Source organism: Streptomyces sp. NPDC042336, assembly GCF_055581985.1.
Window position 1 is genome coordinate 35,292 of record NZ_JBVJEA010000025.1, and the last position, 26,014, is coordinate 61,305.

The 26,014-nt window shown below is 73.1% G+C and carries 22 protein-coding genes; 9 read left to right on the forward strand and 13 right to left on the reverse strand.

What is annotated here, in order from left to right; genetic code table 11:
* Window positions 1-33 precede the first annotated feature (33 nt).
* Window positions 34-648 carry a TetR/AcrR family transcriptional regulator gene (locus tag ACZ6IM_RS34815; protein ID WP_469562301.1) on the forward strand — a complete coding sequence of 205 codons (615 nt, stop codon included), beginning with the start codon at window positions 34-36 and terminating at the stop codon, window positions 646-648.
* Window positions 649-816: 168 nt separating this feature from the next.
* Here the strand turns inward: ACZ6IM_RS34815 and ACZ6IM_RS34820 are convergent, their stop codons facing one another.
* Entirely contained in the window at window positions 817-1,857 is a 1,041-nt protein-coding gene (locus ACZ6IM_RS34820) for a DUF2510 domain-containing protein (protein WP_469562304.1), read from the reverse strand.
* Between the two features lie 262 nt (window positions 1,858-2,119).
* On the opposite strand from ACZ6IM_RS34820, the gene ACZ6IM_RS34825 reads away from it, so the two are divergent.
* The gene (locus ACZ6IM_RS34825) at window positions 2,120-4,798 is read left to right on the forward strand and encodes an ATP-binding protein (RefSeq protein WP_469562307.1); all 2,679 of its coding nucleotides are present in this window, start codon (window positions 2,120-2,122) and stop codon (window positions 4,796-4,798) included.
* A 27-nt stretch (window positions 4,799-4,825) separates the two neighbouring features.
* Here the strand turns inward: ACZ6IM_RS34825 and pcaDC are convergent, their stop codons facing one another.
* The 7 genes from pcaDC to ACZ6IM_RS34860 are packed head-to-tail and all read right to left on the reverse strand — an operon-like array spanning window position 4,826 to window position 11,295.
* Window positions 4,826-5,944: a bifunctional 3-oxoadipate enol-lactonase/4-carboxymuconolactone decarboxylase PcaDC gene (gene pcaDC / locus ACZ6IM_RS34830; protein WP_469562310.1), complete on the reverse strand. Its 1,119-nt coding sequence runs from the start codon at window positions 5,942-5,944 to the stop codon at window positions 4,826-4,828.
* Between the two features lie 5 nt (window positions 5,945-5,949).
* Entirely contained in the window at window positions 5,950-7,296 is a 1,347-nt protein-coding gene (pcaB, locus tag ACZ6IM_RS34835) for a 3-carboxy-cis,cis-muconate cycloisomerase (RefSeq protein WP_469562313.1), read from the reverse strand.
* A complete protein-coding gene (gene pcaG, locus ACZ6IM_RS34840) occupies window positions 7,293-7,898 on the reverse strand; it encodes a protocatechuate 3,4-dioxygenase subunit alpha (protein ID WP_469562316.1) in 606 nt (201 codons plus the stop codon). Before pcaG ends, pcaB begins: the two co-directional genes overlap by 4 nt.
* 6 nt (window positions 7,899-7,904) lie before the next feature.
* Window positions 7,905-8,678: a protocatechuate 3,4-dioxygenase subunit beta gene (gene pcaH / locus ACZ6IM_RS34845; RefSeq protein ID WP_469562319.1), complete on the reverse strand. Its 774-nt coding sequence runs from the start codon at window positions 8,676-8,678 to the stop codon at window positions 7,905-7,907.
* Between the two features lie 18 nt (window positions 8,679-8,696).
* Window positions 8,697-9,899, reverse strand: a complete 1,203-nt coding sequence (locus ACZ6IM_RS34850) for a thiolase family protein (RefSeq protein WP_469562321.1) — start codon at window positions 9,897-9,899, stop codon at window positions 8,697-8,699.
* Window positions 9,896-10,540, reverse strand: coding sequence for a CoA transferase subunit B (locus ACZ6IM_RS34855; protein ID WP_469562323.1), 645 nt, complete (start codon window positions 10,538-10,540; stop codon window positions 9,896-9,898). The genes ACZ6IM_RS34850 and ACZ6IM_RS34855 overlap by 4 nt, the downstream gene beginning before the upstream one ends.
* Window positions 10,540-11,295: a CoA transferase subunit A gene (locus ACZ6IM_RS34860; RefSeq protein ID WP_469562325.1), complete on the reverse strand. Its 756-nt coding sequence runs from the start codon at window positions 11,293-11,295 to the stop codon at window positions 10,540-10,542. Before ACZ6IM_RS34860 ends, ACZ6IM_RS34855 begins: the two co-directional genes overlap by 1 nt.
* Window positions 11,296-11,505: 210 nt before the next feature.
* On the opposite strand from ACZ6IM_RS34860, the gene ACZ6IM_RS34865 reads away from it, so the two are divergent.
* Window positions 11,506-11,970: a MarR family winged helix-turn-helix transcriptional regulator gene (locus tag ACZ6IM_RS34865; RefSeq protein ID WP_469562328.1), complete on the forward strand. Its 465-nt coding sequence runs from the start codon at window positions 11,506-11,508 to the stop codon at window positions 11,968-11,970.
* Window positions 11,971-11,985: 15 nt separating this feature from the next.
* Here the strand turns inward: ACZ6IM_RS34865 and ACZ6IM_RS34870 are convergent, their stop codons facing one another.
* Window positions 11,986-12,954, reverse strand: a complete 969-nt coding sequence (locus tag ACZ6IM_RS34870; protein WP_469562331.1) for a DUF3048 domain-containing protein — start codon at window positions 12,952-12,954, stop codon at window positions 11,986-11,988.
* Window positions 12,955-13,164: 210 nt separating this feature from the next.
* Here ACZ6IM_RS34870 and ACZ6IM_RS34875 point away from each other — a divergent pair, with 210 nt between their 5' ends.
* The gene (locus ACZ6IM_RS34875; RefSeq protein WP_469562334.1) at window positions 13,165-14,355 is read left to right on the forward strand and encodes a zinc-dependent alcohol dehydrogenase; all 1,191 of its coding nucleotides are present in this window, start codon (window positions 13,165-13,167) and stop codon (window positions 14,353-14,355) included.
* A gap of 16 nt (window positions 14,356-14,371) precedes the next feature.
* On the opposite strand, the gene ACZ6IM_RS34880 is transcribed toward ACZ6IM_RS34875, so the two are convergent.
* Window positions 14,372-15,439: an ATP-dependent DNA ligase gene (locus tag ACZ6IM_RS34880; RefSeq protein ID WP_469562337.1), complete on the reverse strand. Its 1,068-nt coding sequence runs from the start codon at window positions 15,437-15,439 to the stop codon at window positions 14,372-14,374.
* A 74-nt stretch (window positions 15,440-15,513) separates the two neighbouring features.
* Here ACZ6IM_RS34880 and ligD point away from each other — a divergent pair, with 74 nt between their 5' ends.
* Window positions 15,514-16,539: a non-homologous end-joining DNA ligase gene (gene ligD, locus ACZ6IM_RS34885; protein ID WP_469562340.1), complete on the forward strand. Its 1,026-nt coding sequence runs from the start codon at window positions 15,514-15,516 to the stop codon at window positions 16,537-16,539.
* 15 nt (window positions 16,540-16,554) lie between these two features.
* Here ligD and ACZ6IM_RS34890 read toward each other — a convergent pair whose 3' ends face one another.
* Window positions 16,555-18,744: an OmpL47-type beta-barrel domain-containing protein gene (locus tag ACZ6IM_RS34890; protein ID WP_469562416.1), complete on the reverse strand. Its 2,190-nt coding sequence runs from the start codon at window positions 18,742-18,744 to the stop codon at window positions 16,555-16,557.
* Window positions 18,745-18,758: 14 nt separating this feature from the next.
* A complete protein-coding gene (locus tag ACZ6IM_RS34895; protein ID WP_469562343.1) occupies window positions 18,759-21,236 on the reverse strand; it encodes a ThuA domain-containing protein in 2,478 nt (825 codons plus the stop codon).
* Window positions 21,237-21,436: 200 nt separating this feature from the next.
* Here ACZ6IM_RS34895 and ACZ6IM_RS34900 point away from each other — a divergent pair, with 200 nt between their 5' ends.
* Window positions 21,437-22,474, forward strand: a complete 1,038-nt coding sequence (locus tag ACZ6IM_RS34900) for a multicopper oxidase domain-containing protein (RefSeq protein WP_052842272.1) — start codon at window positions 21,437-21,439, stop codon at window positions 22,472-22,474.
* 119 nt (window positions 22,475-22,593) lie between these two features.
* Window positions 22,594-23,637, forward strand: coding sequence for a LacI family DNA-binding transcriptional regulator (locus ACZ6IM_RS34905; protein WP_052842271.1), 1,044 nt, complete (start codon window positions 22,594-22,596; stop codon window positions 23,635-23,637).
* 416 nt (window positions 23,638-24,053) lie between these two features.
* Here ACZ6IM_RS34905 and ACZ6IM_RS34910 read toward each other — a convergent pair whose 3' ends face one another.
* Window positions 24,054-24,839 (reverse strand): VOC family protein, encoded by a 786-nt coding sequence (locus ACZ6IM_RS34910; protein WP_469562346.1) that lies wholly within the window; start codon window positions 24,837-24,839, stop codon window positions 24,054-24,056.
* Between the two features lie 191 nt (window positions 24,840-25,030).
* On the opposite strand from ACZ6IM_RS34910, the gene ACZ6IM_RS34915 reads away from it, so the two are divergent.
* Window positions 25,031-25,276, forward strand: coding sequence for a WhiB family transcriptional regulator (locus ACZ6IM_RS34915; protein ID WP_052842308.1), 246 nt, complete (start codon window positions 25,031-25,033; stop codon window positions 25,274-25,276).
* A 96-nt stretch (window positions 25,277-25,372) separates the two neighbouring features.
* Complete coding sequence (locus tag ACZ6IM_RS34920) at window positions 25,373-25,939, forward strand: hypothetical protein (protein WP_469562349.1); 567 nt, start codon at window positions 25,373-25,375, stop codon at window positions 25,937-25,939.
* The last annotated feature ends 75 nt before the right edge of the window (window positions 25,940-26,014 follow it).

Sequence of the window (26,014 nt, forward strand, 5' to 3'; positions counted from 1 at the left end):
AATTCCGCGCACGAGCGAGAGGGAGCGGAGCCGATGACGTCGCAGGACGTGGACCGACCGGAAACGGCCGGCAGCTCGCGCCGCTCCAAGATCACGCCGGAGCGTGAGCAGGAGTTCTTCGACGCCGTGCTCGACCAGCTCCGCTCCTGCGGCTACGACGCCGTCACCATGGAGGGCATCGCCGCCAGCACCCGGTGCAGCAAGTCCACGCTCTACCGGCAGTGGAAGACCAAGCCCCAGTTCGTCGCCGCCGCACTGCGCTCCAGCCGCCGGGTGCGCTTCACCGACATCGACACCGGGTCGCTCGCCGAGGACCTGCGCCAGGCGGCCGCGGCCGCGGGCGAGGGGTCGGGCAAGGACACCGGGCTGCTCCAGGCGCTCGGCCACGCGGTCATGGAGGACCCGGAACTCAAGTGCGCCCTGCGCGAGGCGCTCGTCGAGCCGGAGATCGCCGCGCTGCGGGCCATGCTGGCGCGCGGTGTGGCACGGGGAGAGGTGCCGGCCGGCCACCCGGCGCTGGAGTACGTGCCCGCACAGCTCTTCGGCATGCTGCGGATGCGGCCCGTCCTGGAGGGCGAGCAGGCGGACGCGGCGTACCTCGTCCGGTTCGTGGAGGCCGTCGTGCTGCCGGCGCTCGGACTCCCCTGAGACCCAGGCCGCCGTCCACGGGATGACTGGACGGTGGCCTGCCCGCGCCGCACCGTGGGGACGGGGGCGGCGCGCACCCCCGGCCGGGTGGGGCACCCTTTGAGCGGAAGGGCGCCCCACCCGGCCGACGGTTTTCCGGCGACACCCGCGCAGGCGCCGCCGGACCGGTCAGACGTCCTGGCCGCTGCCCCCGCCGCCGGCCGAGGTGTCCACCTCGATGCCCTTGGTGATCTCGTCGATGACCGTCTGCTTCTGGTCGGTGTCGACACCGAAGCGGACGACGACGATGCGCGAGGCATCGGCCGGCGAGGGGAAGGCCAGAGACTCGACGAAGCCGTCGGAGCCCTTGGCGGTGACCGCCTTCCAGCGGACCAGGTAGCCCTTCTGCCCGGCGACCGTGACCGCCCTGGAGGCCAGCTCCTCGTGCGAGGTGATCCCGCCGTAGGACTCACCGCCGTACGATTCCTCGGCGTTCGCCTCGATGTCGGCCTTCGCGACCTCCTCCGCGGTGTCGCCCGCGGTCTTCAGGAGCGCGGCGGGGGCCGAGTAGGCGCCGCCCTTCGTGCAGGACTTGGAGGTGTCGCCGGGACACTTGTAGGCGTCGTCCGACGTCACCTGCGCGCCGACCTGCAACTCCTGCCCCGACCAGCCGTCCGGTATGGGCAGGCTGACGCCGCTGAACGCGTCCGTCACCGAGCCGCTGTCGATCGTGGGCGGTTCCGACTCGTCCGGGGAGTCCGGCGCGGGCGACCGGCCGTCCTCGCCGCCGCCGTCACCGCCGCCCGGGTCGCCGAAGGGGTCGGTCCGGTCGCCGGGGCCGCGCCGGTCCTGCTGCGAGGCGCCCGCGTCGTTGCCGCCCGAGCCGTCGTCGGTCAGCGCGTACACGCCGGCCCCGATGCCGGCCAGCACCGCCACCGCCGCCGCCACGGCTATCCCGGTACGCAGCCGCCGCCGTCGTGCGGACGGCGGCTGGACGGGAACGCCCGGATACCCCGGGTGCACGGGATACGGTCCGGCGGCGGTGTCCTGCGCCGGTGGCGTCAGCGGCGGTTGCGCCGACGGCGGCGCGGGCGGGGCACCTGCGGCGTCCGCCCCCGCGGGGCGCACCTGGTCGGTCCACGCCGTGCCGTCCCACCAGCGCTCGGTGGCGGGACCGTCATTCTTCTGTCCGGGGTCCGGGTACCACCCGGGAGGAGTCGCCTGCGTCATGTGCCCACCGTATGAGGCGTCGGTGAAAGCCGGATGAGAGGCCCGGCCCCGTCCCTTCTCCGGTCGGGCCGGCCCCGCTCGCCGCACGAGGTTGACGGGCACCCGGCCGCACCGCCGCTGATGACGGGCCCGGCGCGTCGTCCACGCTTTACCGCATGTCACCCGTCACGGCAACTGGTCGGCGGAGCACCCACCACTTGTGCGATCGGAGGGCTAGGCTCAGGCTCTGTACGTCATTCGGGCGACTCGGGGAGGTAGCGGGATGACGGAGGTACGGCGGGCGGGCGCCGTCCCGGCCTCCCTCTGGGAGCGCGACGAGGAAGTCGCCACCATCACGGGTGCGGTGGACACCCTGTGCGCGGACCGCTCGTCCCCCGGCACCCTGCTGGAGGCCCGCGGCGAGGCCGGCGTCGGCAAGACGGCACTGCTCGCCGAGACCCGCCGGATCGCCGAGGCCCGGGGCTGCACCGTCTGGTCGGCACGCGGCGGCGAGACCCTCAGGTCGGTCCCCTTCAACGTGGTGCGCCAACTGCTCCAGCCCGCCCTGGTGTCCATGCTCCCCGAGGAGGCCCGCGAATACCTCGGCGACTGGTACGACATCGCCGGGCCCGCCCTCGGCATAGCCGACCCCGGTGAGCGGCAGGCCGACCCGCAGGGCGTGTGCGACGGCCTGGTCGCCGCCGTACGCCGGCTCGCCCGCCGGGAGTGGCCGCTGGTGCTGCTGATCGACGACGCGCACTGGGCCGACCAGGAGACGCTGCGCTGGCTCGCCGCGCTCGCCGAACGGCTCGACGAGACCTCCGTCCTGGTCGTCATCGCCCGCCGCCCCGGCGACGTCAGCGGCGACAGCGCCCGCCACCTGGAGGCGGCCACCGCCGTCGGCCGGCCCCTCGCCCCGCTGAACGCCCTCACCCCGGAGGCGACGGCCGGACTCACCCGCGCCACGCTGGGCACCCACGCCGAGGCCGCGTTCTGCCGCGAGGTGTGGGCCGTCACCGGCGGCAACCCCTACGAGACCGTCGAACTCCTCGCGAAGGTCCAGGACAGCGAACTGCAACCCGTCGAGGCGGAGGCCGCCGAACTGCGGGCCCTGAACCGCTCCGCCCGCGGCGGCGGACTCGTCGCCCGCCTGGAGCAACTCGGTGTCGACTCCACCCGGTTCGCCTGGGCCGCGGCCATCCTCGGTGGCGGCATCACCGTGGACATGGTGGCCAGGCTCGCCACCCTGGACCGCGCCGACGCCGCCCGCTGCGCCGAACTGCTCCGGGGCGCCCGGATCCTGTCCGTACCCGACGCCGGCTCCGGGCAACCGGGCGCGGACGAGCTGGAGTTCGTCCACCCGCTGATCGCCACCGCCGTCTACAACTCCATCCCCGACGCGCTGCGCACGGCGATGCACGGCATAGCGGCCCAGCTGGTCGCCGACTCCGGGCTCGGCGCGGCGGCCGCCTCCCGGCACCTGCTCCAGGTGTATCCCGACGACGACCAGGAGGTCGTGGCCCAGCTGCGCGAGGCCGCCCGCGAACACCTCGCCGTCGGAGCCCCCGACGCGGCCCGGCGCTGCCTCGAACGGGCGCTCCAGGAACCGCCGTTGCCGGAGTCCCACGCGCGCGTCCTGTTCGAGCTGGGCTGCGCCACGCTCCTCACCGCGCCCGCCACCACCATCGGCCACCTGCGCACCGCGCTCGCCATGCCCGGGCTGGACGGCGAGCAGCGCGTGGACGCCGTCTTCCGGCTTTCCCAGGCCCTGCTCCACAACGACCAGCTGGAGGAGGCCGTCCGCACCGTCGAGGCGGAGGCCGCCCGCAACCCCGACCCCTCGGCGCGGCTGCGGCTCCAGGCCGCCCAGTACATGTGGGAGGGCATCCACGCGGGCGAGACCTCCTCACCCCACCGCTCCGCGCGCCTGGCCGAGCTCGCCGCCACCTGCACCGGCCGCGACAACGCCGAGCGCGCCCTGCTCATCCTGCGCGGCTTCGACGCCATGACCCACGGCGAGAGCGCCGAAGAGGTCGTCGAACTGTGCGACCGCGCCCTCGTCAACGGCCGCCTCGCCCCCGGACTCGGCTGGACCGACACCGAGTGGGGCCTGGAACTGCCGATGATGCTGGCCAGTTCCTACGCCTACGCCGACCGGCTCGACCGCGCCGAGGCGCTGTTCACCGAGGCCCTGCGCGCCTACGAGAGCGCCGGCTGGAGCGGCGGCCACCTCTCCCTCGCGCACGCCTACGTCGGTCTCGGCCACCGCAGGAGGGGCCGGCTGAGGGAGGCCGAGCAGTCGCTGCGCGAGTCACTGCGCATCGCCGAACGCGTCGGCCGCGGACTGCCGCTGTACTGGTCGGCGATCTGCAACCTGATCGACACCCTGCTCGCCCGCGGCCATGTCGAGGAGGCCAGGACCGTCGCCGACCAGTACGGCTTCGCACCGCCGTACCCGTCGACGATCGTGCTGCCCGACCCCCGCCCGGTGCGCGGACGGCTGCTGCTCGCCACCGGGCGCACCAAGGAGGGCGTCAACGAACTGGAGGCCGCCGAGAAGGCCGCCGCCGGGCGCGGCCGGCACAACCCGGTGGTCGTCCCCTGGGCGACCGAACTGGCCCGGGCGCTGGCCACCGAGGACCCCGGCCGCGCCGCCCAGCTGGCCACCGACGCCCGCCGCCAGGCCGAGCGCTTCGGCACGGACACGGCGATAGGAGAGGCCCTGCGCTGCGCCGCCGCCCTGGAGACCGGTCAGCGCGCGGTCCGGCTCGCCGCCCAGGCCGTCACCTACCTGGAGGCCTCGCCCTGCCAGTACGAACACGCCGCCGCCCGCGTGGAGTACGGCATCGCGGCCCGCTCGGCGGCCGAGCTGAACCGGGGCCTGGCGCTGGCCGAGTCCTGCGGCGCCGACGGTCTCGCGGCCCGCGCCCGTCAGGCCCTGGCGGAGGGACACGCGGGCTGAGGCACCGCCAGGGCGCGCCGAGGAGGGTCACTCCGCGGCGCCGTCCGCCTCCTCGGCCAGCACCCGCTGGGCCGTCGCGAACGCCGAGTTCGCGGCCGGCACTCCGCAGTACACCGCCGTCTGGAGCAGCACCGCGCCGATCTCGTCGGCGCTCAGCCCGTTGCGCCGCGCCGCCCGCACATGCATGGCCAGCTCCTCGTAGTGGCCGTGCGCGACCAGTGCCGTCAGCGTGACCATGCTGCGCTCGCGGCGCGAGAGCGTCTCGTCGGTCCAGATCTCGCCCCACGCGTAGCGCGAGATGAAGTCCTGGAAGCGGGCGGTGAAGGGCGTCTGGCGTCCCTGCGCCCGGTCCACGTGCGCGTCGCCCAGCACCTCGCGCCGCACCGCCATGCCCCGCCGGGCCCCGCCGTCGAAGTGCGCCCGCAGCGCCGTCAGCACCGCCTCCGGCCGCTCGGCCGGCGCCAGGTGAGAGGCGCCCGGGATCTCCGTCAGCGTCGCGCCCGGTACCGCGTCGGCGAGTTCCCGCAGGTGCGCGGGGGGTGTGGCCGGGTCCTCGCGTCCCGCGACCAGCAGCGTGGGCGCGGTGATCTCACCGAGCCGGTCCCGCAGGTCGAAGGCGGCCAGCGCGTCGCAGCAGGCCGCGTACGCGCCCGGGTCGGCCTCCCGGTGGTCCCGCACCAGCCGCGGCACGGTGAAACCCGGGGTGAACCACCGCGCGTCCGCGTTCTCCGCGAGCCGTCCCAGCCCCTCCTGGCGCACCTGCGCCGCCCGCTCCTCCCACGGCTTCGCGCCGTTGAAGTGCGCCGAGGAGCAGACGACCGCCAGGGACGACACCCGCTCCGGACGGTGCACGGCCAGGTGCAGGCCCACCGCACCGCCCAGGGACACCCCCGCGTAGGCGAACCGCTCCACCCCGAGCGAGTCGGCGAGCGCCAGCACCAGGTCGGCCAGGTCCCCGACGGTGGCGCCGGGCCCGATCAGGCCGGCCGGCGAGCCCCCGTGCCCCGGCAGGTCCCAGCGGATCACCCGGTGCCCGATGGACAGTTCGGGCGCCACCGCGTCCCACAGCGCGTACGAGGTGCCCAGCGAGGGGCCCAGCAGCAGTGGGGGAGCGGAGGAGGGGCCTTCGGACAGATGGTTCAGCATGGTCGTCAACGTCGCTCCAGAGCACGGTCGGTGAGGACGGCGGCGGCACCCGTGCAACGGGCGGGGTCGGTCGCGGCGGAGAGGTCGAGTGCCCGCAACTCCGGCACCTCGGCCAGGAGTTCGCCCAGGCTCCGGTCCTCGGCGTAGGCGCGCGCCGCCAGGTCGGTGAGCAGTTCCTTGGCGCGGGCCCGCCCGAGCACCGGCGCCAGTTCGGCCGAGAGCCGCTCAGAGACGATCAGCCCGTGGGTGAGCCCGAGGTGCGCCCGCATCACGTCCGGGCGCACCCGCAGCCCCTCGGCCAGCTCGGCGGCGTCACGGGCGGCGCCGCCGGCCAGGCGCAGCAGGTCCCGCAGCGGCTCCCACTCGGCGTGCCAGGCCCCGGCCGGCCGCTCGTCCTCGGCGGGCAGCGAGCCGTACAGCGTGGCCGCGAGCTGCGGGGCGCGCCGGGCGGCCGCCGCGATCAGCGTGGACCGCACCGGGTTGGCCTTGTGCGGCATCGCCGACGAGCCGCCCCCGCTGCCCTCGGCGACCTCGCCGATCTCGGTGCGGGACAGCGTCAGCACGTCCACGGCGAACTTCCCGAGCGCCCCGGCGGCGAAGGCCAGGGCGCCGGCCAGGTCGGCGATCGGGGTGCGCAGCGTGTGCCAGGGCAACAGCGGGCTCCGCAGGCCCAGTTCACGCGCATAGGCAGCCGGGAGCTCGACGGGGTCCGTCGCGCCGTACGCCTCGAAAGAGGCCAGGGTGCCTGCCGCGCCGCCGAGTTGGGCGGGCAGTGCGTCACGCACCGCGGTGAGCCGGTCCCGCGCGTCCAGCACCAGCGCGCGCCATCCGGCCGCCTTCAGCCCGAAGGCCGTCGGCACGGCGTGCTGGGTCAGGGTGCGGCCCGGCATGGGCGTGTCCCGGTGCTCGGCGGCCAGCCGGGCCAGCGCCCGTTCCGTACGGGCGAGGTCGGGCAGCAGCAGGTCCAGGGTGCGGGCGGCGACCAGCATCGTCGCCGTGTCCAGGATGTCCTGACTGGTCGCGCCCCTGTGTACATACGGCCCGTACGGCTCGCCGACCGCCTGCGTCAGGTCGGCCACCAGGGGGATGACCGGGTTCCCGCCGCCCCGGGCACGCTCGGCCAGGGAGCGCGCGTCGAAGGCGCCGGGGTCGGCCGCGGCCGCGTTCACCGCGTCCGCCGCCTCGGCCGGGGCGAGTCCCAGCGCGGCCTGGGCGCGGGTCAGCGCCGCCTCCGCGTCGAGCAGGGCCCGCAGATACGCGTGCTCGCCGGTCGCGGACGCGGCCGGCGAGCCCGCCCACCCGGGGGCGAGCAGGCTCGTGCCGGCGTCGGCGGGGTCGGCAGGTGATGTCACTGGAACTCCAGGAAGACCGTCTCGCCCTCGCCCTGAAGGCGGATGTCGAAACGGTACGTCCCGTGGCCCTCGTCCGCCGCGACCAGCGTGTCGCGGCGCTCGGCCGGCACCCGGGACAGCAGCGGGTCGGCGGCGAGCACCGCCGCGTCGCCCGGCAGGTAGAGCCGGGTGAACAGGTGCACCAGCAGCCCGCGCGCGAACACGCACACGCTCAGGTACGGCGCACTGCGCCCGCGCGCCCCGGGTGGCAGCGTCCGCGCGTACCAGTGGCCGTTCGCGTCGGTCTGGATGCGCCCGAAGCCGGTGAACTCCACGCCGTTGCGGCCCAGGAAGCCGCCGGAGGCGGGATCGCGCCGCATCGAGCCGTCGGCGGTCGGCACCCGGCCCTCGGTGTCCGGCCCCCACAGCTCCAGCAGGGCGTCGGGCAGCGGGTTGCCCTCGCCGTCGTACACGTACCCGTGCACGGTGACCGCGTCCGGGTGCCCGGCGGGCGCGATGTCCTCGCCGCCGCGGAAGGGCAGCGCGTACCCGTAGAAGGGGCCGACCGTGTGCGACGGCGTGGGCAGCACCTGCTCCGGGATGCTCGTGTCGATCTTCGTCATGGCGGGTCAGCGTCCTTCTTCGATCCAGGTGGCGTTCGGGCCGTCGAGCACGATGTCCCAGTGGTAGCCGAGCGAGAACTCCGGCACGGACAGGCTGTGGTCGTAGGTCGCGATCAGCCGCTGCCGCGCGGCGTCGTCCGTCACCGACTGCAGGATCGGGTCGTACGGGAACAGCGGGTCGTTCGGGAAGTACATCTGCGTGACCAGGCGCTGGGTGAACGCCGAGCCGAACACGGAGAAGTGGATGTGCGCGGGGCGCCAGGCGTTGACGTGGTTGCGCCACGGGTAGGGGCCGGGCTGCACGGTGGTGAAGCGGTAGAAGCCGTCGTCGTCGGAGAGGGTGCGGCCCACGCCGGTGAAGTTCGGGTCCAGCGGCGCGTCGTGCTGCTCGCGCTGGTGGGCGTAGCGCCCGGCCGAGTTGGCCTGCCAGATCTCCACGAGCTGCCCGCGCACGGGCCTGCCGTGCCGGTCGAGGAGGCGGCCGGAGACGGTGATGCGCTCGCCGACCGGCTCCCCGGTGTGCTGCCGGGTCAGGTCGTTGTCGACGTCGGTGATGTCCCGCTCCCCGAAGGCGGGCGAGGACAGCTCCACCAGCTCCGGGTCCTTGGTGACGTCGATGGCGATCGGCGGCTGCTTCGGGTGGCGCAGCACCGAGGACCGGTACGGGGCGTAGTCGCGGCGCGGGTGGTGCTCGACGGGCGCGCCGTCGGCGACCCGCTTCTCGTAGGCGGCGTGCTCGGCCGCGATCTCCGCGTCGATGTCGTGCTGGGTGAGAGTCATAGGGGATCCCGTGGGTGACTAGCGGTCGAGGACCAGGGCCAGGCCCTGGCCGACGCCGATGCAGAGGGTGGCGATGCCGGTGCCGCCGCCCCTGCGGGCGAGCTGGTGGGCGACGGTGCCGGCGAGGCGGGCGCCGGAGGCGCCGAGGGGGTGGCCGAGGGCGATGGCACCGCCCTGCGGGTTGAGGACCGCGGGGTCGAACTCGGGCCACTCGGCGACGCAGCCCAGCACCTGGGCGGCGAAGGCCTCGTTGAGTTCGAGCACGTCCAGGTCGGCGAAGGTCCGTCCGGCCCGGGCGAGTGCGCGGTTCACCGCCTCCACGGGGGCCAGGCCGAAGTACTGCGGGTCGGTGGCCGAGACGCCGGTGGCCGAGACCCGGGCGAGCGGTTCGCGTCCGGTGGCCCGCAGGCCCTCCTCGTCGACCAGGAGCAGCGCCGCCGCCCCGTCGTTCAGCGGGGAGGCGTTCCCGGCGGTCACGGTGCCCCCGCTCTTCCGGAAGGACGGCTTGAGCTTCGCCATCGCGTCCGCCGAGGCGTCCGGGCGTACGCACTCGTCGGCGGCGAAGTCCACCGGGTCGCCCTTGCGCCGCGGCACCGCAACGGGGGCCAGCTCGGCGTCGAACAGGCCGTCGGCCCGGGCCCGGGCCGCCTTCCGGTGCGAGGCGAGGGCGAACTCGTCCTGCTGCTCGCGGGTGATCCCGTGCTTGTCCGCGATCAGCTCCGCCGACTCGCCGAGCGGGATCGTCCACTGCGGGTCCATCGCCGGGTTGACCATGCGCCAGCCCAGGGTGGTCGAGTACATCTCGGTGTGCCCGGCCGGGAAGGGCCGGTCCGACTTGGGCAGCACGTACGGCGCCCGGGTCATCGACTCCACGCCGCCCGCGAGCGCGACCGAGGCGTCGCCGACCGCGATGGCACGGGCGGCCTGGATCACCGCTTCGAGGCCGGACGCGCACAGCCGGTTCACCGTGACGCCGGGGACGGTGGTGGGCAGGCCGGCCAGGAGGGCGGCCATGCGGGCGACGTTGCGGTTCTCCTCACCGGCGCCGTTGGCGTTGCCGAAGTAGACGTCGTCGATCCGGGACGGGTCCAGGCCGGGTGTACGGCCGAGGAGTTCACGGATCGCGTGTGCGGCCAGGTCGTCCGGGCGCACGCCCGCCAGGCCTCCGTTGTACTTGCCGAACGGCGTGCGCACCGCGTCGACGATGTAGACGTCCCTCACTTCGCTCCCTCCGCGACGACGAGCTCGGCATCGGTCCTGGCGACGACCTCGTCGACGCTCACTCCCGGCGCGGTCTCCACCAGGACCAGGCCGTCACCGGTGACGTCGAGGACGCCGAGGTCGGTGATGACGCGGTCGACGCAGGCCTTGCCGGTGAGCGGCAGGGCGCACTCCTGGAGGATCTTGGGGGAGCCGTCCTTGGCGGTGTGGGTCATGACCACGATGACGGTGCGGGCTCCGTGGACGAGGTCCATCGCGCCGCCGATCCCGGTGATCATCTTTCCGGGGACGGCCCAGTTCGCGAGGTCGCCGGAGGCCGAGACCTGCATCGCGCCGAGGACCGCCACGTCGATGTGCCCGCCCCGGATCATGGCGAAGGACAGGGCCGAGTCGAAGAAGGCGGCGCCCGGCCGGACCGTGACCGTCTCCTTGCCGGCGTTGATCAGGTCCGGGTCCACCTCGGCCTCGGTGGGGTACCGGCCGGTGCCCAGGATGCCGTTCTCCGACTCCAGGGTGACCTCGACGCCCTCGGGGAGGTGGTTCGGGATCAGGGTGGGCAGGCCGATGCCGAGGTTGACGTACTGGCCGTTCCGCAGCTCCCGTGCCGCCCGCGCGGCCATCTGTTCACGCGTCCACGCCATCAGGAGGTCACCGTCCGCCGCTCGATCCTCTTGTCGGTGGCCTGCTCCGGAGTGAGCGCCACCACCCGCTGGACGAAGATCCCCGGCAGGTGCACCGCGTCCGGGTCGATCTCGCCGGGCCCGACCAGCTCCTCCACCTCGGCGATGGTGACCCGCCCGGCCATCGCGGCCAGCGGGTTGAAGTTGCGGGACGACTTCGCGAACACCAGGTTCCCGTGCCGGTCCCCCTTCGCCGCGCGGACCAGCGCGAAGTCGGTGCGGATGCCGCGCTCCAGCACGTACTCCGTCCCGTCGAACTCGCGGACCTCCTTGGGCGGCGAGGCCAGGGCGACGCCGCCCGACCCGTCGTACCGCCACGGCAGTCCGCCGTCGGCGACCTGGGTGCCGACCCCGGCGGGCGTGTAGAAGGCGGGTATCCCCGCGCCGCCGGCCCGCAGCCGCTCGGCGAGGGTGCCCTGCGGGATCATCTCCACCTCCAGCTCGCCGCCGAGGTACTGGCGCGCGAACTCCTTGTTCGCGCCGATGTAGGACCCGGTCACGCGGGCGATGCGACCGGCGGCCAGCAGCACGGCGAGTCCGGAGTCCATCGCCCCGCAGTTGTTGGAGACCACCGACAGCCCGCCGGTCCCGCGCTCGTACAGCGCCTGGATCAGCACGTTCGGCACACCGCTCAGCCCGAAACCGCCCACCGCGAGCGACGCGCCGTCGGGCACGTCGGCCACCGCCGCACCGGCCGTGGCCACCACCTTGTCCATCCGAGAAGCCCCATCTCTTCCGCGCGCCCCGGGAGTGGATAGTCAGGGCACTGAGTATTTCAGCGAGGTTGCCCACACGCTGCCACCGGGCGGCCGGGGCGTCAAGACCCACGAAATGCGAGGTAGATCGGATGAGGCGTTCCCGGGCGTCCGTACTCGGTGCCATGTATCGTCAGTGCACCGATGAAAGTTACCCACGGGAGTGCGCGCATGGCAGCGGTCGATCTGACCACCCACCCCGGCCACCTGGCCCGGCGGCTGCAGCAGGCGCACTACCTGCTGTGGAACACGATGGTCTCCGAGGAGACCACCTCGCCGCAGTACGCCGTCCTCAACGCCCTGGTCGCCGAGCCGGGCCTGGACCAGCGCACCGTGGGGGAGAGGGTGGGCCTGGACCGGTCCACCATCGCGGAGGTGGTCAGCCGGCTCGGCCGCCGTGGTCTGCTCGACAAGGTCCGTGACCCGCAGGACGGCCGCCGGTCCCTGCTCCGGCTCACCGACGAGGGGCAGCGCGTCCACCGCAGGCTGGGCGTGCGCATCGCCCGGATGAACCAGGTGTTCCTGGCCCCGCTCGCCGCCGACGAGCAGGCGGTGTTCTTCGACCTGATCCGCCGGGTCGCGGACGCCGCGGAAGGGCTCCGCAACCCGGCCGAGCCGACGGCGGCACCGGGCTGACCGGGGGCTTCCCCGTCAGGAGCGCCCGGCGAAGACCACCCACACCTGGCCCTCGGCGAAGTTCAGCGGCTTGCCGTCCCCGGTGGTGAAGGTGGTGCCGTCCGCGGCGGCCCCCCGCTTCCAGGCCGCCTGGTACGCCCGCCCGTCGCGGAGCACCTCCGCCTGTCCGGAGCCCACCGACTCGACGTAGGGCGAGTTGCTGCCGCGGAAGTCACGGAAGTCCGACTCGCGCACCTTCACGTGCTGCACGACGACCGTGGCCGGGGCCAGCCGTCCGCCGTCCGCCGTACGGGCCGGGTCGCCGTCCATGGAGACCAGCCACCGGTCGCGGCTCTCCGACCAGGTGAAGGTGAAGCTCGCCGAGGGATAGCGCACCGAGTGCGAGGACTCCGCCCGGCCGCCCGCGGGCGCCTTGCCGTAGGTGAACCCGGTGGTGAGGGCCGCTGCTCCCGAGGGCTTCGGGAGCAGCTTGCCGGGACGCACGTAGAGGTTGTGCGGGGCCTGCCGGTCCGCGGCGCGGACGTAGGCGTCGGAGTCCTCGCCCGGTGGCTCCGCGCGCAGCGGGGCCTTGTCGATGAGCGGCAGCAGCTTGCTCTGCGCGCCGGAGAACGCCAGCACCGGCCGGTCGAACTGGCCGAGCAGCTCCAGGTCGGACTCGCGGGCGCTGCGCACCGGCCCCACGGAGGCGGGCAGCTCGGTGGCGTAGATCGCCATCAGCCGGCTCAGTCCGGCCTCCACCGGCTCGGCGTAGACGACGTCCGCGGCCTCCAGGCCCGTCTGCGGGCGGGCCCCGCGCACGTTGTCGACCTTCACGGCGAGTACGGGTCCCGGAGCGGGGGCGGCGCTGTGCGACCGCTCCGGTTCCGGCGCCCGCCCGTCCTGCCGCGCGTCGGGCCCCGCCGTGCAGCCCGCCGCGGCCAGCGAGACCGCCACCGCCGCCGTCAGCAGGGCGGCATACCGTCCCCTGCGTGTTCCTCGTCGCATCCCGACCATCCGTCCGCCCATCCCGTGTCATTGATTGTGCGCTTCTTGAAGCATTTAGTGCCATACCTGAATGAATCTCATACGGCACACGGAACGGGGCAGATAATCCGCTGTTCGGCCGAAAAGACCGCCGGGTTCGGCGACGGGAGCCCCGGGGTACCCGGCCGCCACGCAGAACCGACGCGCACGGCGACGGAGGGAGCGCGGGCGATGAAGGCAGTGACATGGCAGGGCAAGCGGGACGTGCGGGTCGAGGACGTGCCGGACCCGAGGATCGAGGAACCGACCGACGCGGTCATCCGCGTCACCTCGTCGGGACTGTGCGGCTCCGACCTGCACCTCTACGAGGTGCTCACGCCGTTCATGACGCCGGGCGACATCCTCGGCCATGAGCCGATGGGCATCGTGGAGGAGGTCGGGCCCGAGGTGACGAACCTGAAGCCGGGCGACCGGGTCGTGGTCCCGTTCCAGATCGCGTGCGGACACTGCTACATGTGCGACACCGGCCTGCCGACCCAGTGCGAGACCACTCAGGTCACCGGCGAGGGCATGGGCGCCCCGCTGTTCGGCTACACCCGTCTGTACGGCGCGGTGCCCGGCGGCCAGGCCGAGTACCTGCGGGTGCCGCAGGCCCAGTACGGCCCGATCAAGGTGCCCGAGGGCCCGGCCGACGACCGCTTCGTCTACCTCTCCGACGTCCTGCCCACCGCCTGGCAGGCGGTCGCCTACGCCGCCGTCCCGCAGGGCGGCAGCCTCGCCGTGCTGGGACTCGGCCCGATCGGCGACATGGCCTGCCGGATCGCCCGGCTCAAGGGCGTCGACAAGGTGTTCGGCGTGGACCTCGTGCCCGAGCGGCTGGAGCGGGCCCGCGCACGGGGCGTGGAGACCTACGACCTCAGGTCCTCCGACGACGAGAAGGAACTCGTCGCCGCGATCCAGGACCGGACGGACGGCCGCGGCCCCGACGCCGTGATCGACGCGGTCGGCACCGAGGCGCACGGCGGCGCCGTGGCCAAGCTGGTGCAGCAGACCGCCGCGGTGATGCCCCGGGCCATCGGCGGACCCCTGGCGGAGCGGTTCAGCGTCGACCGGATGGCCGCCCTCTACACCGCCATCGACCTGGTGCGCCGCGGCGGCACCATCTCGCTGTCCGGCGTGTACGGCGGCATGGCCGACCCGATGCCCATGCTCACCCTGTTCGACAAGCAGGTCCAGCTGCGGATGGGCCAGGCCAACGTCCGCCGCTGGAGCGACGAGATCGTGCCGTACCTGACCGACCAGGACCCCCTCGGTGTCGACGGCTTCGCCACCCACCGGGTGCCGCTGGCGGACGCGCCGCACGCGTACGAGATGTTCCAGAAGAAGCAGGACGGCGCGGTCAAGGTCCTGATGAAGCCGTAACCGGCCGGCCGGCGCCTCAGGGCCCGCCCAGGATCTCCGCCAGGTCGTACCGGACCGGCTCCTCCAGCTGCGCGTACGTACAGCTCTCCGGGGTCCGGTCCGGGCGCCAGCGGCGGAAGCGGGCCGTGTGGCGGAAGCGCGCCCCGTTCTCCATGTGGTCGTACGCCACCTCGACGACCCGCTCGGGACGCAGCGGCACCCAGGACAGGTCCTTCTTGCCCGACCACCGGCTCGGCGCGCCGGGCAGCCGCGCCGACTCGTGGGCGGCCTCCTCGGCCCACGCGGCCCACGGATGCCCCCGGGCGTCCTCCATGCGCAGCGGCTCCAGCTGCTCCACCAGCTCGGCCCGGCGCTTCATCGTGAAGGCGGCGCTCACGCCCACGTGCTGGAGCACGCCCCGGTCGTCGTACAGCCCGAGCAGCAGCGAGCCGACCACCGGCCCGCTCTTGTGGAGGCGGTAGCCGGCGACGACCACGTCGGCCGTGCGCTCGTGCTTGATCTTGTACATGGCCCGCTCGTCCTGCCGGTACCGCAGGTCGAGCGGCTTGGCGACCACCCCGTCCAGACCCGCCCCCTCGTACTGCTCGAACCACCGCCGGGCCACCTCGATGTCGTCCGTCGCCGGCGCCACGTGCACCGGTGGCGTGACCCCGGACAGCGCCCGCACCAGCAGCGCCCGCCGGTCGGCCAGGCCCACGTCCACCAGGGACTGGTCGTCGAGGGCCAGCAGGTCGAAGGCGACCAGCGAGGCCGGAGTGCGCTCCGCCAGCATCCGCACCCGGGAGTCGGCCGGATGGATCCGCTCGGTGAGCGCGTCGAAGTCCAGGTGCCCGTCCCGCGCGATCACGATCTCCCCGTCCACCACGCACCGCTCGGGCAACCGCTCCCGCACCGCGTCCACCAGCTCCGGGAAGTACCTGGTCAACGGCTTGCCCGTCCGGCTGCCCAGCTCCACCTCGGCACCGTCCCGGAACACGATCGCCCGAAACCCGTCCCACTTCGCCTCGTAGTGCATCCCCGGCGGAATCCTCGCCACGGACTTGGCGAGCATCGGCTTCACGGGCGGCATGACGGGGAGCTCCATGGTCCGATTCTGTACGCCGTCGCCCGCCGTCGCCTGATATGCGAAGCTCCCGTGCTGCGCCTACCGTGGCTCGCATGGCAGAAGCGGTGGAGCTGGAGGCGGGTGGGCGGAGCGTGCGGCTGTCCAGCCCGGGGAAGGTGTTCTTCCCGGAGTGCGGGTACACCAAGCTGGACGTGGCCCGCTACTACCAGGCCGTCGCCCCCGGCATCCTGCGCGCGCTGCGCGACCGGCCCACCACCCTGCAGCGCTACCCGGACGGCATCACCGGCGAGTGGTTCTACCAGAAGCGCGCGCCCAAGGGCATGCCCGACTGGATCCCGACCGCGCACATCACCTTCCCCAGCGGACGCAGCGCCGACGAGATGTGCCCCACCGAGGAGGCCGCCGTCCTGTGGGCCGCCCAGTACGGCACCCTCACCTTCCACCCCTGGCCGGTGCGCCGCGAGGACGTCGACCACCCCGACGAACTGCGCATCGACCTCGATCCGCAGCCCGGCACCGACTACGACGACGCCGCCCGCGCCGCCCACGAACTGCGCGCGGTCCTGGAGGAGTTCGGGGGACTGCGGGGCTGGCCCAAGACCTCCGGCGGGCGTGGCATCCACGTCTTCGTGCCGATCGAGCCGCGCTGGACCTTCACCCAGGTGCGGCGCGCCGCGATCGCCGTCGGCCGCGAGATGGAACGGCGGATGCCCGAGCGGGTCACCATCAAGTGGTGGAAGGAGGAGCGCGGCGAGCGCATCTTCATCGACTACAACCAGACCGCCCGCGACCGCACCATCGCCTCCGCCTACTCCGTGCGCCCCCGCCCGAACGCGCCGGTGTCCGCCCCGCTGACCTGGGACGAGGTGGGCGTCGCGCACCCGCGGGACTTCGACATCACGACCATGCCCGCGCGCTTCGCCGAACTCGGCGACGTGCACGCGGGCATGGACGGGACGCGGTACTCCCTCGACGCCCTGCTGGAGCTGGCGACGAGGGACGAGCACGACCACGGGCTCGGTGATCTGCCGTACCCGCCCGAGTATCCGAAGATGCCGGGCGAGCCGAGCCGGGTCCAGCCCAGCCGGGCCAGGAAGAAGGCTCCCGGCCCGGACTGAGCCACCACGTGACCCCTAGAGGTCCTTGATCCGGACGTCGCGGTACGAGACCACGTCCGACGTGCTGTGCACCTGCAGTCCGATGTAGCCGGAGGCGAACCGCCGCCCGTCGGTGCCCGGGTCGTCCGAGCGCTCGGGGTAGAAGGTCTGGCCGCCGAAGTTGTCGAACTCGTTGATCAGCACACCGTTGCGGTAGACCGAGTAGTGCTGGTCCACCACCCGGATCTCGTAGTCGTTCCAGGTGCCCTTCTCCGTCACGCCCGCGCCGGCCAGGCCGACCCGGTCGAAGCCGTAGAGGGAGCCCGTCTTGTACATGTCGCCGGTCGGGCTGTCGAACACCTGCACCTCGTGCCCGTACTTGATGGCGACCCACTCCGGACGCGACTCCTCCGGGTGGTCGTGCACCTGCGGGAAGCGCACGAAGACGCCGCCGTTGGTGTTCGCCGTACCCGCCGCGTCGTCACGCCACTGGAGCTTCAGCGAGAAGTCGCCGTACTTGCGCTCGGGGAACCACAGCATGCCCATGCCGGGCGTGCTGGTGCTGGAGGTGATCGACCCGTCCGGGTTCAGGCCGAACGAACCGCCGCCCACCTGCTCCCACTTGGCGAAGGAGTCCTGGGTGCCGTCCATGATCGACCGGTAGCCCTCGGTCTGGCCGGGCAGCCCGATCTTCGACTGCTTGGCGGCCTTGTTGATCGCCCGGTACTCCCGCTTGTCGACGACGCCCTCGTCCAGGAGGCCGTCCGTGACCTCACGGACGTGCTTGAGGAAGAGGGCCTGGGACGTCCACTCCTTCTCGTCCTCGATCATCTCGTTGATCCGGCACCGGTTGTTGGTGACCCGGTTCGGCACCCCCGAGTCGACCGTGCCGACGATCACCGTGAGGCGCTCGTCGTACTCCGGGCAGGGCGGCGCGGGGACCCCGCCGGCCACCACCGAGAAGCTCACGGTCAGCGGCTGGGAGGTGTTGCCCGCCTTGTCGCTCGCCCGGTAGGCCACGGTGTGCCGGCCCACCCGGTCGACGACCACGGGGCCGGTGTACGCCAGGTAGGGCCCGGCGTCCAGCGAGTACTCCACACCGGCGACGCCGGAACCACCCTCGTCCGTGGCGTTCACGGTCACCTTCGCGCTGCCGACGTAGGCGCCGTCGGAGTTCTTGGTGCCGTCCACGGTCGCGCCGGTCACCGGCGGGGTGGTGTCCTGCGGGGGAGCGGCGACCACGGTGAAGGCGACGCTCTTCTCCGCGGCGACGTTGCCCGCCTTGTCGGTGGCCCGGTAGCGCACGGTGTGCTCGCCGACCTCGTGCACCATGACCGGCGCCGTGTACGCCGTCCAGGCGCCGTCGCCGACCGCGTACTCGATGGTGTTGACGCCGGAACCGGTGTCGGAGGCGGTGACGGTCACCGTCGCCATGTCGATGTACGCACCGTCCGCGTTCTTCTCACCGCTGACCGTCGCCGAGGTCTCCGGCGCGGTCGTGTCGTCGGTGTCCGGCGCGGCCACCGCGAAGGTGACGCTCTTCTCCTCGGCGGCATTGCCCGCCTTGTCGAACGCCCGGTAGCGCACCACGTGTTCACCGACCTGGTCGACGACGACCGGCGTGGTGTACGGCTGCCAGGCGCCGTCCGCACCGATCGCGTACTCGATCCGCTCCACGCCCGAGCCGCCCTCGTCGGTGGCGGCGATGCTCACGGTCGCGGAACCGACGTAGGCGCCGTCGGCGTTCTGCGTGCCGCCCACCTCGGCCGAGGTCGCCGGCGCCGTGGTGTCCTCGCCACCGCCGCCCTCGGTGACCACGAGCACGCCCGTCATCTGGCCGTGGCCCGGGATCGTGCAGTGGTACATGTACTTGCCGGGGGTGAGGGTGACCTCGGCGGTGTGCTTGCCGCCCTGGGCGTCGTTCGGGTTGGCCAGGATGTTCAGCTGGACGTCCTGGTTGTACGCGGGATCGCTGGTCATGAACGTCAGCGTGTGCGGCATGCCGGTGGTGTTGCCGGTGGCCTCACTGTTCTCGAAGACGATCGTGGCCGGACCGGCCACCGCCGTCTCCGGCGCCGACGTGTACTTGGTGATGTCGTCGCCCGCGGTCCAGGTCAGAACCTGGTCCGCGGCGGCCGCGGCGGGCGCCGCCGCCGGCTGTCCGGAGGCGGAGGTCGCCTGCAGCCCGAGCATCATCAGCAGGCCGGCCAGCAGCGCGGCCCACATTCTTCGTTGGCGTATCATTCGCTCCCCCTCGCCAGCTGTCCGGCGGCCGGCGTCGGGCCGCCGCCCTCGTAGGTGACCCGCCACAGGGCCGACTTGGAGTCCGAGGTGAAGAAGCCGCGGCCGTAGTCGAGGACGTACAGCGCGCCGTCCGGGCCGAACTTCCAGCCCATCAGGTTCTTGATGCCGTCGTTGCCGATCGGCACGATCTTCTTCAGGGACTCCGAGTGCACCGGCAGACCGCCGTCGCCCTGCGTCTTCGGATCCATCAGCACCGCGTTGCGCGGCTGGTCGGCGTCGTAGAAGTCACCGACGAACCACTTGCCGTCCCAGTACGCGGGCCACTTGGTGTCACTGGTGCTCTCGGCGTCGTAGCGGTAGACCGGGCCGTTCATCGCGGCCTGGCCGCCGCCCTTGAGCCAGGGCAGCCGGTAGACGGCCTCGTCCTGCTTGTACGACGGGATGCCGTTCTCGTCGCGCGGGAAGTCGGGGCCGCCGCCCTGCGGCGAGTACCAGATGTTGTTGCCGGTCACCGGCGGCAGGTTCACCAGGCCGTCATTGTTCGGCGACTCGTTCTTCGGGTGGTCGCAGTCGTACCAGCCCAGCGGCTTCGACGGGTCCGGCAGGTTCCGGTCCCGGTACGGCTGCTTGTTGCCCATGCAGTACGGCCAACCGCGGTTGCTCGCCTTGGTGATGGTGGCGAACGTGTCGTACTTGGCCGGACCCCACGTCGGCGACGGGGCGCCGGCGTCCGGGCCGACCCAGCCCGCGTACAGGGTGTCGGTCTTCTTGTCGACGGAGATGCGCGCCGGGTTGCGCACACCCATCACGTAGATCTCGCCGCGCGTCTTGCCCCCGCCCTCGGCGGTCTCCTTGCCGGTGAAGAGGTTGCCCTCCGGGAGGGTGTACGTCCCGTCCGGCTCCGGGTGGATGCGCAGGATCTTGCCGTTGAGGTTGTTGGTGTTGCCGGCGGTGCGCCGCGCGTCGGCGAAGGACACGCCCTTGAAGTTCGGCTGCGGGTTGTTGCCCGAGTAACCGTCGCTGAAGCCACTGGAGTTGTTGTCACCGGTGGCGATGTACAGGTTGCCCTTGGAGTCCCAGGCCATCCCGCCGCCCGCGTGGCAGCAGCTGTGGATCTGCACCGGCCACTTCAGCAGCACCTTCTCGCTGCCCATGTCCAGCTTGTCGGTCGCCCGGTCGAGGGTGAAGCGGGAGACCCGCCGCTCGGCCATGTGGGTGTCCCGGTTGATCTGCGAGTGCGGGGTGTAGTGCAGGTACACCCACCCGTTCTCCTCGAACTTCGGGTCCAGTTCGATGCCGAGCAGGCCCTCCTCGACCTTGGTCAGCTCGTCGCCGCCGCCCTTGTTGCCGAAGACGGTCAGCGCACCGGCGAGGGTGACCTTGTCGGTCTTCGGGTCCCAGACGTGGACCTCGCCCGTGCCCTTGCCGACGTTCGGGTCGTTCCAGTCGGTCACCACGGGGTGGGAGGAGTCCGTGCCGCCGCGGCCGATGTAGAAGACGCGGCCGTCGGGGGCGGTGACCAGGCCGTGCGGCTCGCCGATCTGGTCGTTCTGGCCGGGCTGGTTGGGGTCGGTCAGGCGCTCGGCCTTGTAGTTGGCGTTGATGGTCGCCTTGCAGTCGGCCTGCGAGATGCGGGTCGTCCACATCAGGGCGCCGCGCAGGTGGGTGCGGAAGTCGGCCTCGTCGTACGACGACACCGTGCCGCCCATGCCGGTGTAGAACGACCGGCCGCCGTCGTAGTCCCGGCACCAGCTGACCGGATGGTCCGCCCCGTTGGCGCTCGCCCCGGGCGCGTACGTCGACTCGCGCACCCGGGCCACGGTGTGGACCTCACCGGACGGGTTCTTCTGCCAGTTCAGCCACTCGTCCGGGCGCTTCCACTCCAGCGGCAGGTCCTTGGTGGCCGGATGACGCCGGTCGCCGACCTCGACCGTGGCCCGCTGGACCTTCGTCGGGCTTCCGGCGGCCGGGCGGGCGCCGACCAGACCGGTGAACCAGTCCGAGTACGGCTCCGCGCGGGCCGCGTCGTGGACGCCGACGAACCCGCCGCCGGCCTCCATGTACGCCTCCAGGCCCGCTTCCTGGGCAGGAGTCAGGACGTCACCGCCGCCGGTCAGGAACACGACCGCGTTGAACCGGCCGAGCTTCTTCTCGTTGGTGAAGACGTTGGCGTTGTCCGTGGCCTCGACCGTGAACTGCTCCTTGGCAGGCCCGGAGAGACCGATCCGCTCGATCGCCGCGATACCGGCGTTCACGACCGGTGACTCCTCCCCGGCCGCGGCGGAACCGTAGAAGATCAGCACCCGTACGTTGGCGCCGCCGGGCGGCGACTTGATCGACATCGTTGTCAGGGATGGGTCCGGCGCCGGACGTGCGCTGGCGGCAGGGCCGGCCAGCAGTCCCGCGGCGACGAAAGCGGCGGTGGCGCACGCCGCCCAGCCTCTTCTTCTCGCGCTCAACCCTCTCAAGGGCATGGGCACCTCCTCGGTCACGGCAGCAGCGCCAAGGAAGCTAGACCTCTTTGCGCGGTACGCCAATAGGTATGACCGGGATCGAACGAACTTTGTCCTGAGTGTGGATAAACGCGGCGGCAACCGGTACGGTCCCACAGGCTCATCACAGCCAATCAGGTCCTGGGTCTGCGCACATTCCGTATCGGCGTGGGGAGTTCGGCATGGACAGGCGAGGCTTCAACCGACGGGTACTGCTGGGCGGCGCGGCCGTCGCGACATCGTTGTCGGTCGCACCGGAGGCCGTGGGCGCGGCAGTCGAGGCCCAAGGGGTCACGGCGAGGACGGCACCGGCCGGGGGCGAGGTGAGACACCTCAAGATGTACGCCGAGAAGCTGCCCGACGGGCAGATGGGCTACGGCTTCGAGAAGGGCAAGGCGTCCGTCCCGGGCCCGCTCATCGAGGTCAACGAGGGCGACACGCTGCACATCGAGTTCACCAACATGATGGACGTACGGGCCAGTCTGCACGTCCACGGCCTGGACTACGAGATCTCCAGCGACGGCACCGCGATGAACAAGAGCGACGTCGAGCCGGGCGGCACCCGTACCTACACCTGGCGCACCCACAAGCCCGGACGTCGCGACGACGGCACCTGGCGGCCGGGCAGCGCGGGCTACTGGCACTACCACGACCACGTCGTCGGCACCGAACACGGCACCGGGGGCATCCGCAACGGCCTGTACGGCCCGGTGATCGTGCGCCGCAAGGGGGACGTGCTGCCGGACGCCACGCACACGATCGTCTTCAACGACATGACCATCAACAACCGCAAACCGCACACCGGGCCCGACTTCGAGGCCACCGTGGGCGACCGCGTCGAGATCGTCATGATCACGCATGGCGAGTACTACCACACCTTCCACATGCACGGTCACCGCTGGGCGGACAACCGCACCGGCATCCTCACCGGCCCCGACGACCCGAGCCGGGTCATCGACAACAAGATCACCGGGCCGGCGGACTCCTTCGGCTTCCAGATCATCGCGGGGGAAGGGGTGGGCGCGGGGGCGTGGATGTACCACTGCCACGTGCAGAGCCACTCCGACATGGGGATGGTGGGCCTGTTCCTGGTGAAGAAGCCGGACGGCACCATCCCGGGGTACGACCCGCACGCCCACGGCGGGGCGACCGCGAAGAGCGGGGAGAGCGGGGCGCCGGCGGGCGAGGCGCCGGCGCAGGGGCACGAGCACCAGCACTGAGCCGACTCCGGCCCAGGGCTCCGGCCCCCGTACCAGCACGTTCCCCGCCCCGTGAGCGCTCCCTCCCGCGCCCCGGCCTGCCGCTATCCTGTGCCGCAGCCGCCGAGGAGGAGTCGCCCGTGACCGAGACCGCGCCGCGCCCCACGCTCGAGGCCGTGGCCGAGCGCGCCGGGGTCTCGCGGGCCACCGTGTCCCGTGTGGTCAACGGTGCCCACGGGGTGCGGGACGCGCTGGCCGAGCGGGTCCGGCGCGCGGTGGAGGAACTCGGATACGTGCCCAACCAAGCCGCACGCTCCCTGGTGACCCGGCGGCACCAGGCCGTCGCCGTCGTCGCCGCGGAACCGGAGACACGGGTCTTCGCCGACCCGTACTTCGCCCAGCAACTGCGCGGCATCAGCAAGGAACTGACGGCCCACGACAACCAGCTCGTCCTGCTGCTCACCGAGGGCCGCGAGGACCATGCCCGCGTCGGGCGCTACCTGGCCGGCGGACACGTCGACGGCGCCCTCGTCTTCTCCCTGCACCTGCACGACCCGCTGCCCGGCCTCGTCCGCAGCGCCGGCGTACCGACCGTCTTCGGCGGGCGCCCCGACTGGGACGACGGGCGGGGCGACGTGGTCTACGTGGACAGCGACAACCGGGGCGGCGCCCGTTCGGCCGTCCGCCACTTGGCCGGGCTCGGCCGCACCCGCATCGCGCACATCACCGGCCCGCTCGACCAGACCTCCGCGGCCGACCGGCTCGCGGGCTTCCGCGACGTCCGGGCCGGCGCCGACCCGGGGCTGATCGCGCGGGGGGACTTCACCTCGGGCGGCGGGGAGCGCGCGATGCGGGAACTGCTCGACCGGTGCCCCGGGCTGGACGCCGTGTTCGCGGCCAACGACCTCACCGCGGCGGGCGCCCTGCGGGTGCTGCGCGAGCGCGGGCGGCTGGTGCCGGACGACGTGGCGGTGGTGGGCTTCGACGACATGCTGCCCGTCGCCGAGGAGACCGACCCGCCGCTGACCACCGTGCGTCAGGACATAGAGGGCATGGGCCGGCTGATGGCCCGCCTGCTGCTGCGCGGCCTGGACGGCGGGACGGCCGACGACGCGGAGGCCCGGGCGGCAGCCCCGTCCGGCGTGATCCTGCCGACCACCCTGGTCCACCGCGCCACGGCGTGAGACGGCACGTCACCGCGTCGCCCGGACCACGCTCCCGGCCCCCGGCCGCGGGACACACATGCGCAGGGGCCGGGCACCATCGCGTGCACGCGAGCACCGGCGGTCACGGAAACGCGCCGCGCGGTGCGAACCCGGACGCCGGACGGGTCACCGCCCTCGGGGTCAGCCGGGCGTGCCCTGGCGCCCTGCGCCGTCCCGTGGCCGTTCCGGTCGGCCGTGTGGCCGGGCATGCCGGTGCGGACCGCGGTGTCGTGCGTCGGCGCGGGTGCGGGGGTCTGGGCGTGCCCTGGCGCCCTGCGCCGTCCCGTGGTCGGCCCGGTGGGCCGTGTCGCCGCGTGTGCGGGGTGCCGGGGGAGCCGGCGCGGGCCGGGGTGTCGGGCCTCGGCGCGGGGTGAGGGCCGGGCGTGCCCCGGGTCCTACCCCTGGCGTGGTGCCGGCCTGAGTACCGCGAAGCGGGCGCCGTACGGGTCGGCGAGGTGGGCGACGCGGCCGACGCCCTCGATGTCCGTCGCGGGCATCCGCACCGTCCCGCCCAGCTCCCCGGTCCGGGCGACCGCGGTGTCCGCGTCGTCGACCGCGAAGTACGGCAGCCATCCGGCGTCCGTGTCCGCCGGGTCCTCGGCGAGCGGGACCATGCCGCCGAACATCGCCTCCTCGCCCTCCCCGGCCGGATTGACACAGGTGTAGGAGCCGCCGGGGAAGGAGACGGCGGAGGTCTCCAGGCCGAGCACCGCACGGTAGTACGCGGCGGCGGCCGCGATGTCCGCCGTGTGCAGCTCCACCCAGCACAGCGCGCCCGTCTCGCCGACCACGTCCAGCCCGCCGCGCCGCCCCGGCTGCCAGAGGCCGAACGGCACCCCGGCCCGGTCGGCGAGGATCGCCATCGTGCCCTGGTCCATGACGTCGGTGGGCTGCACGAGGACACCGCCGTGCGCCTGCTCGGAGGCCTTGGCGGCGGCCCGGGCGTCCGGCGCCTGGAAGTACACCGTCCAGGACGGCGGGCCCTGCTCCTGCGTCGTGCCCATGCCGCCGGCCACGATCCGGCCGTCCAGCTCGAAGAAGCCGTAGCCTCCGGCCTCCGGCCCCGCCGAGCGGAACCGCCAGCCGAAGAGGCCACCGTAGAAGGATGCGGCGCCGTCGAGGTCGGAGGTGCCGACGTCGAGCCAGTTCGGAGCGCCGGTGACGAAACGGGTGGTGAGCATGATCGCCCTCCTCGGAAGGGTCCCGTTGCCTGCTCTGACGAGTCTTCCACCGACCACTGACAACCGCTTCCGCGCGCCGCCGTGCGCCGCCGTGCGGGGCGGAGGACGATCTGATCGGCTGGGAGTGGCGGACGCGCGGCGTTGATACCGCGTTGATCGAACGTTTTTCGTCGCCCGGCACGCTGCTGCGCATGCACATCGAGACGACCCTGACGCCCGACCTCAGCTGGCAGGAGGAGGCGTTGTGCGCGCAGACGGGGGGAGACTTCTTCTTCCCCGAGCCCGGCAGCTCCGTACGGGACGCGAAGCGGATCTGCGCCCTGTGCCCGATCCGCTCGACCTGCCTGGAGTTCGCGCTGAGCAACGACGAGCGATTCGGCGTCTGGGGCGGCCTGTCGGAGAAGGAACGGCTGGCCCTGCGCCGCACCACTCCCTGACCCGCACCACTCTCTGACCCGCGCTCCCGAGCCACACCTGAGCGCGCCCGCGACAATGCGCTGCGCCGCGCCCGTTGCGCCAGGCAGAATCCCGGCATGTCCCGAACCGCCGCACAGCACGAGGCCGAGAGCCTGCTGCACGCCCTCGATCCGCTCGCCCACCCGCGGCGCATGCGGGAACTCGTGGCACGCGCGCGGGAGTCGGCCGAGCCGCGGGCCCTGCTCCGCGAGCTCGAACGGCACGGGGCGTACGGGCGCCGGCTCGCGGTCGTCGCCGCGTCCGCCGCCCGCGACACCGCGTGGATCGCGGACCGGATCGCCGACCCCGACCCGTATGTGCGCGGCCACGCCCTGCGGGTGCCGACAAGCTGGGCGTGCCCGACGCCGCCTTCGGGACGGGGCTCGCCGACGCCTCCGAGGCGGTCCGCCGGAGCCTGCTGCGCGCCGTCGCCGCCGGCGGACGCACCGCCCTCGCCGACCGGCTGGTGGACGGGGTGCGCCGCGACTGGGGCGACACCGAAGCGACCCGCCTGCTGCCGGGCTGCACCACGCCCACGGTCGCCCGCTGCTGCCCGGCCTCCTGTACGCCGTCCGGTCCTGGAACCCGTTCGCCAAGCGGCACCACGCGACGCGGCCCTGGAGGAGACGACGGTCCACGAGTGACACCGGTCCGCGCGCTTCAGCACGGGTCCGCGCGCGGCAGCCGGGGGCGGAAGCGGTGTGCGGGGCCGGGGTCGG

Bases quoted from the DNA above. Each gene is read 5' to 3' on its own strand.
- ACZ6IM_RS34855 (WP_469562323.1), bottom strand. From the start codon at position 10,540: ATGGCGTGGACGCGTGAACAGATGGCCGCGCGGGCGGCACGGGAGCTG.
- ACZ6IM_RS34915 (WP_052842308.1), top strand. From the start codon at position 25,031: ATGCACATCGAGACGACCCTGACGCCCGACCTCAGCTGGCAGGAGGAG.
- ACZ6IM_RS34825 (WP_469562307.1), top strand. From the start codon at position 2,120: ATGACGGAGGTACGGCGGGCGGGCGCCGTCCCGGCCTCCCTCTGGGAG.
- ACZ6IM_RS34895 (WP_469562343.1), bottom strand. From the start codon at position 21,236: ATGCCCTTGAGAGGGTTGAGCGCGAGAAGAAGAGGCTGGGCGGCGTGC.
- pcaH (WP_469562319.1), bottom strand. From the start codon at position 8,678: ATGACTCTCACCCAGCACGACATCGACGCGGAGATCGCGGCCGAGCAC.
- ACZ6IM_RS34910 (WP_469562346.1), bottom strand. From the start codon at position 24,839: ATGCTCACCACCCGTTTCGTCACCGGCGCTCCGAACTGGCTCGACGTC.
- pcaDC (WP_469562310.1), bottom strand. From the start codon at position 5,944: ATGCTGAACCATCTGTCCGAAGGCCCCTCCTCCGCTCCCCCACTGCTG.
- ACZ6IM_RS34860 (WP_469562325.1), bottom strand. From the start codon at position 11,295: ATGGACAAGGTGGTGGCCACGGCCGGTGCGGCGGTGGCCGACGTGCCC.
- ACZ6IM_RS34870 (WP_469562331.1), bottom strand. From the start codon at position 12,954: ATGCGACGAGGAACACGCAGGGGACGGTATGCCGCCCTGCTGACGGCG.
- ligD (WP_469562340.1), top strand. From the start codon at position 15,514: ATGGCAGAAGCGGTGGAGCTGGAGGCGGGTGGGCGGAGCGTGCGGCTG.
- ACZ6IM_RS34900 (WP_052842272.1), top strand. From the start codon at position 21,437: ATGGACAGGCGAGGCTTCAACCGACGGGTACTGCTGGGCGGCGCGGCC.
- ACZ6IM_RS34880 (WP_469562337.1), bottom strand. From the start codon at position 15,439: ATGGAGCTCCCCGTCATGCCGCCCGTGAAGCCGATGCTCGCCAAGTCC.
- ACZ6IM_RS34815 (WP_469562301.1), top strand. From the start codon at position 34: ATGACGTCGCAGGACGTGGACCGACCGGAAACGGCCGGCAGCTCGCGC.
- ACZ6IM_RS34920 (WP_469562349.1), top strand. From the start codon at position 25,373: ATGTCCCGAACCGCCGCACAGCACGAGGCCGAGAGCCTGCTGCACGCC.
- ACZ6IM_RS34820 (WP_469562304.1), bottom strand. From the start codon at position 1,857: ATGACGCAGGCGACTCCTCCCGGGTGGTACCCGGACCCCGGACAGAAG.
- ACZ6IM_RS34865 (WP_469562328.1), top strand. From the start codon at position 11,506: ATGGCAGCGGTCGATCTGACCACCCACCCCGGCCACCTGGCCCGGCGG.
- pcaG (WP_469562316.1), bottom strand. From the start codon at position 7,898: ATGACGAAGATCGACACGAGCATCCCGGAGCAGGTGCTGCCCACGCCG.
- ACZ6IM_RS34875 (WP_469562334.1), top strand. From the start codon at position 13,165: ATGAAGGCAGTGACATGGCAGGGCAAGCGGGACGTGCGGGTCGAGGAC.
- ACZ6IM_RS34890 (WP_469562416.1), bottom strand. From the start codon at position 18,744: ATGTGGGCCGCGCTGCTGGCCGGCCTGCTGATGATGCTCGGGCTGCAG.